Origin of the sequence: Pseudodesulfovibrio sp. (assembly GCF_028692895.1) — a bacterium.
Taxonomy (GTDB): Bacteria; Desulfobacterota; Desulfovibrionia; order Desulfovibrionales; family Desulfovibrionaceae; genus Pseudodesulfovibrio.
Map to the genome: position 1 here is coordinate 86,600 of NZ_JAQUWN010000004.1, position 11,627 is coordinate 98,226.

The following is an 11,627-nucleotide window of genomic DNA, read 5'->3' on the forward strand; positions in this document are numbered from 1 at the left end:
GTTATTGTACTTCGCCCCTAACTTCGGAGCGCAACGGAGCGGGGAGCGGGACAAGCCCGCTTCCATGTTATGAACCTGATTTCACTTGGATTGTCAAATCCCGCGTAGGAGGGGTCCATGAACATACTGCTGGCCAACGACGACGGCATACAGGCCGTGGGTCTGCGCGCGCTTTATCGCGCCCTGGTCGAGGCCGGGCACACGGTGCATGTGGTGGCCCCGGTCACCGAGCAATCGGCCGTGGGGCACGCGGTGACCCTGGCCATGCCGGTCAGGGTCAAGGAGTTCCGCGAGGACGGCTTCCATGGAAGGGGGGTCTACGGCACGCCGGTGGACTGCGTCAAGCTCGGGCTCTCGACCCTGCTGGACGAAACTCCCGATCTCGTCATCTCCGGCATCAACGCGGGGGCCAACGTGGGTGTGGACATCCTTTATTCGGGCACGGTCTCGGCCGCCACCGAGGGTGCGCTCATGGAGATTCCGTCCATGGCCGTGTCCATGGACCATTTCAACCCTTCGGACCTGAGCGGCCAGGCGCGATACACGGCCGGGCTGCTGCCGAGGATTCCCTGGGACGCGCTGCCGCCCAAGTGCGTGCTCAACCTGAATTTCCCCAACCGGCCCGTGGAGGAGGCGCTGGAGCTGGCCGTCTGCCCGCACACCCGCGCGTCCTACACCGATTGGTACGACACGCGGCAGGACCCGCGCGGCCGTCCCTATTACTGGCTGGACGGGGCCATCCCGCCCGAGCGCATCAGCCCGGACCGTGATCGCGCGCTGCTGACCAAGGGGCACATCACCCTCACGCCGCTGCGCTTCGACTTCACGGACCGTGAGACAATGGCGCTGCTGGGACAAAGTTTTGGGCGACTCCGTTGACGGATTATCATTGCGAACGTATTCTTGAGAGCATTCAATTGTGCCAGGAAGGAAAAAGAACCATCAGGAGGCTCTGACATGGCGACGAAAATAGGCCTGAACGGATTTGGACGCATCGGTCGTTACATGGCCCGGCTGCTGGCCGGGGACAATGACCTGGAACTGGTGGCGGTCAATGCCCGCGCCTCCAACGAGGACCTGGCTCACCTGCTCAAATACGACTCGGTCCACGGCCGTTTTCCCGAGGTCGAGCCCACGGCCGACGGCTTCATGATGAAGGGCAGGAAGGTCCTCGTGACCCGCAACGCGCCCGGCGAATGGACCTGGGGCGACCTGGGCTGCGACATCGTCGTGGAGTCCACCGGCAAGTTCACGGACCGCGAGTCCTGCGACAAGCACCTGGCCTGCGGCGCGAAGAAGGTCATCGTCTCGGCCCCGGCCAAGGGCCCGGACAACACCGTGGTCATCGGCGTCAACGACGGCACCCTGAGCGCGGACCAGAAGGTCATTTCCAACGCCTCCTGCACCACCAACTGCCTGGCCCCGGCGGCCAAGGTGCTCAACGACAGCTTCGGCATCAAGCACGGCATCATGACCACGGTCCATTCCTACACCATGAGCCAGCGCATCCTGGACGGCTCCCACAAGGACCTGCGCCGCGCCCGCGCCTGCGCCGTGAACATGGTGCCCACCACCACCGGCGCTGCCAAGGCCGTGGGACTGGTCATTCCCGAGCTCAACGGGCTGCTGGACGGCATGTCCATCCGCGTGCCCACCCCCAACGTCTCCCTGGTGGACCTGGTCTGCGAGTTGAAGAAGCCCACCACGGCCGCGGAGGTCAACGCCGCCCTCAAGGCGGCCGCCAACGACTCCATGGGCTACACCGAGGAACCGCTGGTCTCCGTGGACTTCATGGGCTCCACCTTCGGCGGGGTGGTGGACGCGGGCCTGACCCGGGTCATGGACGGCACCATGGTCAAGATCATCGTCTGGTACGACAACGAGGCAGGTTTCACCAACCAGTTGGTGCGCCTGACCCGCAAGGTGGCCGCATTGCTCTGATCGGTTCCATCGACGAATATTGTTCGGGCCGTCCGCATGACGCGGGCGGCCTTTGCTCTGTGTCGTCCGTCCGACAGTATGTTTAGTGCGGAAATTGTTCTGCCAAAGGCGCTGGTTCCAAATGGGAACCACCAAAAAATGACCTGTAATTCTTTACATTATTATGTAGATGGTCTAACAAGTCTTGTTAAGGACTGATAAAATTTATTTGTTGATTCGGAGGCCACAATCATGACGAGTCGCGCGGACGATCCGGATACCCTATCCGAACAGACGATGATCGTCCGACTGCCGATTTTCACTCGGAGCAAGGACGTCTGGGGTTACGAGTTCCTGTTGAGCGACCCCGGAGCGGCCAGCGGCGAGGAAGCGCCGACATTGTCCGGGTTGGTTCGGTTCTATCAGGATCACGTGGCCCGGATGCCTTCGCCCCTGGCGGAGAAGAAGCTCTTGTTGACGCTGCCCGACTCCGTCGACCTGACCGCGGATTTTCGGGACGAAGACGGTCCCATGTGCGCATTTTTCCTCAATGTTGACCGTGCGGCTCATCCCGATTCCGTTGCCCTGGCCGAAAAACTTCACCAAAAGGGCGGGGCCCTTGTGGTGGAGGAAAGCCTGGAGCCCTGCGTGCGGGAGCGGCTGGACCACGGGTGCATCATCCGGGTTTCCCTGGCCGACAAGACGCCGCCGGAGATCGTCAACATCAGAAAGAAGTTCAAGGGGACCAACAGCGAGTTCCTGGCCGTGGACGTGGATAGCTGGGAGGCGTTCGAGGGGACGAGGGCCCTCGGTTTTTCCTATTTTCAGGGACCGTTTTTTTCGGTCCCGCAGGTGCGGGAGGGTGTGAACCTCCCGGCCAGCGCGGTGGCAAAGCTGCAACTGCTGCGCGAGCTGGGCAATCCCGATTGCGAGATGGACGATCTCGCGTCCATCATCGCGACGGACGTTTCGCTCAGCTACCGCATTCTCAGGTACATGAACTCGGCCGCCCTGGGTATGCGCAACAAGGTCCGGTCCATCGGCCAGGCCGTGTCCTTGCTCGGGCTGAACGAGGTCCGGCATTGGGCCCTGGTGGTGGTCATGACCGACATCGACTCCACGCCAAGGGGAGAGGAGCTTTCCTACCTGGCGTTGCAGCGCGGGCGGTTTTTGAGCCAGTTGGCGGAGTCCATGGAAAGCGTTGCCCATCCGCCGGAGACCATGTTCCTGCTGGGGCTTTTTTCCAAGCTGGACGCGCTGCTCGATTGCCCGATGGACCGGGCGCTTGAGGACATCCCGCTGGACGACGGCATCAAGGAAGCCCTGTGCGGCACCCTCAACGATTTCCGGGACTGGCTGCTTCTGCTCGACGCCGTTGAGATCGGCAACTGGGAGGTGGCCAACGACATCCTGGGCCGTTACGGCGCCTGCCTGACCAGCGCGGCCACCCACTATATGCGGGCCGCCAGTTGGGCCGCCCGGCTACTGCCGGAACTGAGTCACTGATTTTTCGCCGGAGTGAAAGGAAACGGCCGGGCAGCGTCATGCTGCCCGGCCGTCTTGTTTTCAGGAAAGGGCGGTTCAGGCCTGCTCGCGGCGCTGGTCGTCGCGCAGCAGCTTGAAGTTGATGGCGTCCACCAGGGCCTGCCAGCTCGCCTCGATGATGTTGTGTGACACGCCGACGGTAGTCCATCGCTCGTACTTGTCGCCGGATTCAATGAGCACGCGGACGAAGGAGGCCGTGCCCCCGGTGTCGCGCACCGCGCCGGAGAGGACGCGGACCTTGAAGTCGAGCAGGCGGACTTCGCCGAGGTTCGGGTAGAACCGTTCGAGCCCTTTGCGCAGGGCGCGGTCCAGGGCGTTGACCGGGCCCAGGCCCGTGGCCGCCGTGTGTTCCATCTGGCCTTTGACGTCCACGATGACCGTGGCCTCGGTCATGGGTTCGGCGTCCTCCTCGCGCTTGGCGTCCACCACGAAGAAGTGGCGGAAATGGAAGTAATCGAGCGGCTTGCCCAGGGCCTCCTGCAGGACGAGTTCGAAGGAGGCGTCGGCCACGGAGTATTCGTAGCCCATGCTCTCCCTGATCTTGATCTCCTTGAGCAGCCGGTCCACGGTGGCGTCGTTCTTCGCCATATCGTAGCCCAGCTCATGTGCCTTGAACAGGATGTTGCTGCGGCCCGCCTGGTCTGACTGGAGCACGCGCCGCACGTTGCCCACGCTTTCGGGCGGGATGTGTTCGTAGGTGCGAGCGTCCTTGAGGATGGCGCTGACGTGCACGCCGCCCTTGTGGGCGAAGGCCGAGGCCCCGACAAAGGGCTGGCGCATGAAGGGGCGCAGGTTGGCCGTCTCGCTGACGAAGTGAGCCACGTCGGAGAGCCGTTCCAGGCTTTTTCGGCCGAAGGTCTCGATGCCCATCTTTAGTTCGAGGTTGGGGATCACAGAGCAGAGGTTGGCGTTGCCGCAGCGTTCGCCGTAGCCGTTGATGGTCCCTTGGACCTGGGTGGCCCCGAGCCGGACTGCCTCCAGGGAGTTGGCCACGGCCAGTTCGCCGTCGTTGTGGGCGTGGATGCCGAGTTCGGCGTCCGGCAGCGCCCGCGCTACGGCGCCCATGATTTCACCCAGCTCGGCGGTCAGCGTGCCGCCGTTGGTGTCGCAGAGGATGAGCCGCGCGGCCCCGGCCTCGTGGGCTGCCCGCAGGGCGCTCAGGGCGTAGTCGGGGTTGTGCTTGTAGCCGTCGAAGAAGTGCTCGGCGTCGAAGAATATCTCGTCCGCGCGTTCGGCGAGATAGCGGACGCTGTTCGAGATGAGCTCCAGGTTGCGTTCCAGGGGGATGCCCAGGGCCGTGGTGGCGTGCATGTCCCAGGTCTTGCCGAAGATGGTGATGACCGGGGTCCCGGCCTCCAGGAGGGCGCGCAGGTTGGCGTCCTTTTCCGGCGTGGTCTTCGCCAGGTGGGTGGACCCGAAGGCCGCCAGCCTGGCGTTCTTGAAGGTGGTTCCCTTTATGGTGTCAAAGAACTTCTTGTCCGTGGGGTTGGAGCCCGGCCAGCCCGCCTCGATGTAGTGGATGCCCAGCTCATCGAGCTTGCGGGCGATGCGGACCTTGTCCTCGCAGGTCAGGTTCAGTTCTTCGGCCTGTGCTCCGTCGCGGAGAGTGGTGTCGTATATCGTTACTTTTCTCATGGTTTCTCAACTGGCCCCTTGTCCAACTGGAAGGCTTCATGGAGGGTGCGCACGGCTAATTCCGTGTACTTGTCCTCGATCAGGCAGGTGACCTTGATCTCGGAGGTGCTGATCATCAGGATGTTGATGTTCTCATCGGCAAGCGCCCGGAATGCGCGCGAGGCGACTCCGGAGTGGTTACGCATGCCGACGCCGATAATCGAGACCTTGGAGACGTTGAGATCGCTGGTTAGCTCTTCGTAACCTATTTCATACTTGAGTTTTTCGAGCGTGTTGATGGTTTGCTTCACATCGGCGCGGGGGATGGTGAAGGTCATGTCCGTCTTGCCGTCCTTGCTCGGATTCTGGACGATCATGTCCACCAGGATTTTCTTTTCGGCCAGCGGGGAGAAAATCTGGGCGGAGACGCCCGGCTTGTCCATGACGTGCACCAGGGTGATCTGAGCCTGGTCCTTGTCGTAAGCGATGCCGGAAACAAGAACGGATTCCATGGTTTCATCCTCCTGGGTGACGATGGTGCCCTGCTCGTCGGAAAAAGTGGAGCGGACGTGAACGGTTACGTTGTATTTCTTGGCGAATTCGACGGAGCGGATCTGGAGGACCTTGGCCCCCATGCTGGCCATTTCCAGCATCTCGTCATAGGCGATGCGGTCGATCTTGCGCGCATCGGTGCACATGTTCGGGTCGGTGGTGAAGACGCCGGGGACGTCGGTGTAGATCTCGCAGACGTCCGCGTCCAGGGCGGCGGCCAGGGCCACGGCAGAGGTGTCGGACCCGCCGCGTCCCAGGGTGGTTATGCGGTTGTCGCCGGTGACGCCCTGGAATCCGGCCACCACGAGGATGTCGTATTCCTGGAGCATGTTCATCAGGCTTTCGCTGTCGATGGCCGTGATGCGCGCCTTGCCGAAGGCGTCGTTGGTGCGGACCGGGGCCTGGAAGCCCAGGACGGAGCGGCAGTTCACGCCCTGCTGCTTGAGCAGCATGGCGAACAGCGCGCAGGAAATCTGCTCGCCGGTGGAGACCATGGAGTCGGCCTCGGCGGGGTCGGGACATTCCGCCCATTCGCAGGCCAGGGAGAGCAGCCGGTTGGTCTCGCCGCTCATGGCGGAGAGGACCACGATGACCTTGTTGCCTTCACGGTAGGGGCGAAGGACCTTCTGCATGACCTGGCACTGGCATTCGAGATTGCGCACCGAGGTCCCACCGAATTTTTGTACGACGATGTTCATGGTTCTTGCGTGTCTTGCCTGTACGGTTTGAGTTCTCCCTCAAGGGCTTCCGCCATGGTCTGCGCCGTCTCGCCCAGGCATTCCAGGGTGAGGCCGCGCCCGGAATCGGCGGGCAGCCACCTGAGGAGGATCGCGTCGCCCGGCCAAAGATCTTGGTCCAGGTACTCGATCCACTCCACCACTACAAGCGTCGCAGGGTCCTCCAGGTACTCGAACAGGGAATCGTCCGGCACCATGCCTTCGAGCCGGTACAGGTCGAAGTGGGCCACTTGCGGCGTTGTCGGATAGAGGTTGAATATATTGAAGCTCGGGCTCGACACTTCAGCCATGTCGGCGCCCGGCAGGGATTCCACCAACCCTCTGACCAACGTGGTTTTGCCCGATCCGAGCCCGCCTTGCAAGAGCAAAGAGGGCGACGGAGTCGTGCGGGCCAGGGCCTGGGCCAGGATTCGGCCCAGGTCCAGCGTGTCCCCGGCGGTCTTCAGGTGCAGCGTGACGTTCATCGGCCCGCGGCCGCTACTTGGAAAGCAGGGTCTTGAGCACGTCTTCCTTGCCCACGACGCCCACGAGCTTGCCGTCTTCCACCACGGGCAGGGTGTAGAGCTTCTCGTTGGTCATCATGGTGGCGACGTCCTCGATGGTGGTGTCGGGCGTGATGAAGGTGGGGGCCGGCGTCATGGCTTCGCCCACCTGGAGGGCGGCGATCTTTTGCATCTCGCGCTCCATCTCCTCGGGCGAGGACAGGGGAATGACGCCGTCGAGCAGGGTGAAGAAGGAGGGCAGGGTCACCTTTTTCTGCTGGGCCACCAGGTCCGACTGGCAGAGCACGCCGACCACCAGGCCGTCGTCCACCACGGGCGCGCCGTTGATCTTGTTGTCGAGCAGGGTCTTGAGCGCGGTGCGGATGTCGGTCTCCGGGGTAAAGGTGATGCACTCCGTGGTCATGATATCCTTGGCTTTCAGCATTCGTTATTCTCCTTTTGCCGCCGTGGGCAGCATGTGTGCGATTTCCGAGGCGAGATTGCCGCGAAGGGGAAATTTCTTCCGGAGCATCCGTCCGGCCAGGCCGTGCCAATACACCCCGAGGCAGGCGGCCTGCAACTGTCCGAGCCCCTGGCCGAGCAGGGAGCCCAGCAGGCCGGAGAGGACGTCGCCTGAGCCGCCCACCGAGAGGTTGGGCTCCGAGAACGGGCTGAGGCAGGTGGTGGAGCGGTCGGCCACCAGGGTGCCCGCGCCCTTGAGGATCAGCGTGGCCGGGCACTGGCGGACGAAGCGCTCCACCGCGCCGAACCGGTCCGCCTGGATGTCGGCGCTGCTCCGGCCGAGCATCCGGGCCATCTCGCCCGGATGAGGGGTGACGATGGCCGTGGGCGGCAGGTCGGCGATAAGCTCCGGGTATTCGGCCAGGGCGAAGAGGGCGTCGGCGTCCAGCACCGTCCGGCAGGGGCAGTGGGGCACGCAGGTCTTGATGAACCGGGTGGCCCCGGAGCCCCGGCCCAGGCCGGGCCCGATGACCAGCGCATCGACGTGCGCCGCCCGTTCGAGCAGTTTCTCGGTCATGTCCGGGGTCCACTCCGCGCCCTTGCCGAGCGGCAGGGTCATGATGTCGGGCGCGTCGCCCTTGATGGCGGCCTCCAGCCCGGCGGGGCAGGCCACGGTGACCAGCCCGGCCCCGCTGCGCAGGGCGGCCAGGGCGGCCAGGTGCGGGGCCCCGGTCAGGCCGGGAGAGCCGCCCGCGATGAGCACGCGGCCCGCCCGCCCCTTGTGCATGTCGTGCCGGGGGACGGGGATGGCGCGCATGACCTCTTCGGAAATGAGCTGGAGCTTGGTCGGGTGCGCCTCCATGGCGGCCCGGGTGATGCCGATGGGCCGGACGTGCAGCGCGCCGGTGAAACGGGCCGCGCCGGGCATGGCTAGGCCGAGCTTGGCCGCCTGGAAGGCCACGGTGGCGTCCGCCTCCACGGCCTCGGGGCAAGGCAGGCCGGTGCAGCCGTTCAGGCCCGAGGGGATGTCCAGGGAGAGAACGAAGGCCAGCTCCCCGAGCCGGTTCACGGCCCGGACCAGCTTGAGGAAGGCCGGGCTCAGCTCGCCGTCGAACCCGGTGCCGAGCAGACCGTCCACGATGAGGTCCGGCTGGGGCAGGGCGGCCGGGTCCGCGCCGTCCAGGAAGACGGCGGGCACGCCCACGGCCATGGCCCAGGCCAGGTTGGCCCCGGCGTCGCCCGAGTACTTGGCGGCGGGCTTGGAGTGAAAGATGGTGACCTCGGCCCCGTGCTCGCGGAGCTGGCGGGCCAGGGCGAAGGCGTCGCCGCCGTTGTTGCCCGACCCGGCGAAGCAGTGGACCACGGCCCCGTCGACCGGGCCGAACTCGTCCCGGAGCACAGCCAGGGCCTCCCGACTGGCGGCTTCCATGAGCACCATGCCGGGGACTCCGGAGTTGATGGTGTCCCGGTCCCACGTGGCCATTTCGGTCGGTGTCGGCAGCGGCAGCAGCATTGGCGAACCCTCGGTTGGCGGTGTGGCTATTCCAGTATCACGGTGGCGGCGGCGGTGTCACGGGAATGGGTGAGCGAGACGTGGGCCGCCGTGGCCCCCAGCGCGTCGCAGACCTCTTTTCCCCGGCCGAGAAAGCGGATTTCCGGCTTGCCGGACGGCGCGTGCAGGACTTCGACGCATCTGTGGTGCACCCCCTGCGCAAACCCTGTGCCCAGGGCCTTGACCCCGGCCTCCTTGGCCGCGAAAAGGGCTGCCAGGCGCGGCACGGGGTTCCGCTTGGGCAACTGAGCCAGTTCCCCGTCAGTGAGAATCCGGCGGGCGAAGCGCATGCCGTACTTCTCCCAGAGGGCGCGGATGCGGTCGATCTCGGTCAGGTCGATGCCGACGCCTTTCATCTCCGGCGGCCCCTAGTCCGCAAAGGAGCGGACGAGCTCCGCCATGTCGCGCACGGCCCGGTCCAGGCCGACGTAGATGGCGCGGGCCATGATGGCGTGGCCGATGGAGTATTCGCTGATGCCGGACACGTCCTTGAAGGCCAGGACGTTGCGGTAGTTCAGGCCGTGGCCCAGGTTGACCTTGAGGCCGATGCCCCTGGCCAGGCGTACGGCGTCGAGGATGAAACCCAGCTCCCGCTGGCGCTTGTCCACGGCCTTGGCGTCCGCATAGTGGCCGGTGTGGATCTCGATGAACTCCGTGCCCGTGGCCTTGGCCGCCTCGATCTGCTTGGGATCGGCGTCGATGAACAGGGAGGAGCGGATGCCCTTTTCCTTGAGCGGGGCCAGGAAGTCGGCCAGCTCCTTTTCGCGGCCGATGCAGTTCAGGCCGCCTTCGGTGGTCAGCTCCTGGCGCTTCTCCGGAACCAGGCAGACCATCTCGGGCCGAATCTTGAGGGCGATGGCCTGCATCTCCTCGGTGGCGGCCATCTCCAGGTGGAGCCGGGTGTTGCAGGTCAGCTTGATGAGCTCCACGTCGCGGTCCTGGATGTGCCTGCGGTCCTCGCGCAGGTGGACGATGATGCCCGTTGCCCCGGCAATTTCGGCCATGTAGGCGGCGGTGACGGGTTCGGGTTCGATGCCCCTACGGGCCTGCCTGAGGGTGGCCACATGGTCCACGTTGACGACAAGTACCGGCATGGATTGCGCTCCAGGTTGATGATGAAAAAATATCCTCATATATTAGGCAAAGTTGTCCTGGATGGCAACCTTTGCGCGCCCTGCGGGGGCAAACCCTTGCGATAATTGTTACAAGTTGACACCAAAACCGGACAAGAGGTATCGGGTTGCGCTGGAACGGAACCCAACATCAATTTGGAGACATATCATAATGAATGTATGCATCGTCGGCACCGGCTACGTGGGACTGGTTTCCGCCGCCTGTTTCGCTGAAATGGGCAACAACGTCCATTGCGTGGACGTCAACCCCAAGGTCGTCGAGACCCTGCGGAGCGGCAAGGTCCATATTTACGAGCCGGGGCTTGAGGATCTCGTGAAGCGCAACACCGGCCAGGGCCGCCTCCGCTTCACCACCGACCTGGCCGAGGGCATGGCCGACGCCCGCGTCGTCTTCATCACCGTGGGCACGCCCCAGCGCGAGGACGGTAGCTGCGACCTGCGTTTCGTGGACGCCGTGGCGCGCGAGATCGGCCAGCGCATGACCGCCCCGAAGATCGTGGTGGACAAGTCCACGGTGCCCGTTGGCACGGCGGACCACGTCCGCTCCATCATCGCCGGGGAGCTGGCCGCGCGCAAGGCGGACATCGCCTTCGACGTGGTCTCCAATCCGGAATTCCTCAAGGAGGGCGACGCGGTCAACGACTTCATGAAGCCGGACCGGGTCATCGTCGGCACCGGGGACGAGGGGTCGGCCAAGGTGCTGCGCAACCTCTATTCCCCCTTCGCCCGCAGCCGCGAGAAGCTCATCGTCATGGGCGTGCGCAGCGCGGAAATGACCAAGTACGCGGCCAACTGCATGTTGGCCACCAAGATTTCGTTCATCAACGAAGTGGCCAACATCTGCGAGCGGGTGGGGGCGGACGTCTCCGAGGTGCGCGCGGGCATCGGCTCGGACAGCCGGATCGGCTACAGCTTCATCTACCCCGGCGTGGGCTACGGCGGGTCCTGCTTCCCCAAGGACGTCAAGGCGCTCATCGGCACCGCGAGCGAGCACGGCTACGACGCCCGGCTGATCCGGGCCGTGGACGAAGTCAACGACTCGCAGAAGCGCGTGCTGGCGGACAAGGTCCGCGACTACTTCGAGCCGCAGGGCGGCGTGGCGGGCAAGACCCTGGCCATCTGGGGCATCGCCTTCAAGGCCAATACCGACGACATCCGCGAGGCCTCGGCCATCGAGGTCATCAAGGAGCTGACCGCCCGGGGCATGAAGGTGCGAGCCTTCGATCCCGTGGCCACCGGCCGCGCCAGGGAGGAGATCGGCCACTTGGAGAACCTGTCCATCGAGGACGACCAGTACGCGGTCCTCGACGGCGCGGACGCCCTGGCCGTCATCACGGACTGGAACCAGTTCCGCGACCCTGACTTCGAGCGCATCAAGGCGTTGCTCAAGGCCCCGCTGATCTTCGACGGCCGCAACCTCTACGTGCCTTCCCGCATGGGGGAGGCCGGTTTCGCCTACTTCAGCATCGGCCGCAAGCCGGTGGCCTAGGCGTTTTCTCCGGCAAAAATACCATGTCGGCACTCCTGAGTTTTGCTGGTAACAACACCAGTAGAACCAAAACAAACGGGAGGCCGACATGGCGAAGCTCAAGGTATCATCAGTCCATCGGTTTGTAGAAGCTTTTCGTGG

At 64.5% G+C, this 11,627-nt stretch carries 11 protein-coding genes; 4 read left to right on the top strand and 7 right to left on the bottom strand.

Translation table 11 applies throughout. The features are described from left to right. Positions 1 to 117: 117 nt before the first annotated feature. The 3 genes from surE to PHP91_RS02045 all read left to right on the top strand — a co-directional run bounded on the left by surE (position 118) and on the right by PHP91_RS02045 (position 3,426). On the top strand, positions 118 to 879 hold the full coding sequence (gene surE / locus PHP91_RS02035) for a 5'/3'-nucleotidase SurE (RefSeq protein WP_300136089.1): 762 nt from the start codon (positions 118 to 120) through the stop codon (positions 877 to 879). A 78-nt stretch (positions 880 to 957) separates the two neighbouring features. Then, on the top strand, positions 958 to 1,941 hold the full coding sequence (gap, locus tag PHP91_RS02040; RefSeq protein ID WP_300136092.1) for a type I glyceraldehyde-3-phosphate dehydrogenase: 984 nt from the start codon (positions 958 to 960) through the stop codon (positions 1,939 to 1,941). A gap of 231 nt (positions 1,942 to 2,172) precedes the next feature. Then, the gene (locus PHP91_RS02045; RefSeq protein WP_300136096.1) at positions 2,173 to 3,426 is read left to right on the top strand and encodes an HDOD domain-containing protein; all 1,254 of its coding nucleotides are present in this window, start codon (positions 2,173 to 2,175) and stop codon (positions 3,424 to 3,426) included. Positions 3,427 to 3,501: 75 nt separating this feature from the next. On the opposite strand, the gene cimA is transcribed toward PHP91_RS02045, so the two are convergent. Genes cimA through PHP91_RS02080 form a run of 7 tightly spaced genes read right to left on the bottom strand, consistent with a single transcriptional unit; the run spans position 3,502 to position 9,958 of the window. Beyond that, on the bottom strand, positions 3,502 to 5,100 hold the full coding sequence (gene cimA / locus PHP91_RS02050; protein ID WP_300136099.1) for a citramalate synthase: 1,599 nt from the start codon (positions 5,098 to 5,100) through the stop codon (positions 3,502 to 3,504). Then, positions 5,097 to 6,329, bottom strand: a complete 1,233-nt coding sequence (locus tag PHP91_RS02055) for an aspartate kinase (RefSeq protein WP_300136101.1) — start codon at positions 6,327 to 6,329, stop codon at positions 5,097 to 5,099. The genes cimA and PHP91_RS02055 overlap by 4 nt, the downstream gene beginning before the upstream one ends. Then, entirely contained in the window at positions 6,326 to 6,832 is a 507-nt protein-coding gene (locus tag PHP91_RS02060) for a tRNA (adenosine(37)-N6)-threonylcarbamoyltransferase complex ATPase subunit type 1 TsaE (RefSeq protein WP_300136104.1), read from the bottom strand. The genes PHP91_RS02055 and PHP91_RS02060 overlap by 4 nt, the downstream gene beginning before the upstream one ends. A gap of 13 nt (positions 6,833 to 6,845) precedes the next feature. Then, complete coding sequence (locus tag PHP91_RS02065) at positions 6,846 to 7,295, bottom strand: CBS domain-containing protein (RefSeq protein ID WP_300136107.1); 450 nt, start codon at positions 7,293 to 7,295, stop codon at positions 6,846 to 6,848. Between the two features lie 3 nt (positions 7,296 to 7,298). Continuing rightward, the gene (locus PHP91_RS02070; RefSeq protein WP_300136110.1) at positions 7,299 to 8,825 is read right to left on the bottom strand and encodes an NAD(P)H-hydrate dehydratase; all 1,527 of its coding nucleotides are present in this window, start codon (positions 8,823 to 8,825) and stop codon (positions 7,299 to 7,301) included. Positions 8,826 to 8,851: 26 nt separating this feature from the next. Next, positions 8,852 to 9,220, bottom strand: coding sequence for a holo-ACP synthase (gene acpS, locus PHP91_RS02075; protein ID WP_300136113.1), 369 nt, complete (start codon positions 9,218 to 9,220; stop codon positions 8,852 to 8,854). Between the two features lie 12 nt (positions 9,221 to 9,232). Next, positions 9,233 to 9,958, bottom strand: coding sequence for a pyridoxine 5'-phosphate synthase (locus tag PHP91_RS02080; RefSeq protein ID WP_300136116.1), 726 nt, complete (start codon positions 9,956 to 9,958; stop codon positions 9,233 to 9,235). Between the two features lie 190 nt (positions 9,959 to 10,148). Here PHP91_RS02080 and PHP91_RS02085 point away from each other — a divergent pair, with 190 nt between their 5' ends. Continuing rightward, positions 10,149 to 11,486 (top strand): UDP-glucose/GDP-mannose dehydrogenase family protein, encoded by a 1,338-nt coding sequence (locus PHP91_RS02085; protein ID WP_300136119.1) that lies wholly within the window; start codon positions 10,149 to 10,151, stop codon positions 11,484 to 11,486. The last annotated feature ends 141 nt before the right edge of the window (positions 11,487 to 11,627 follow it).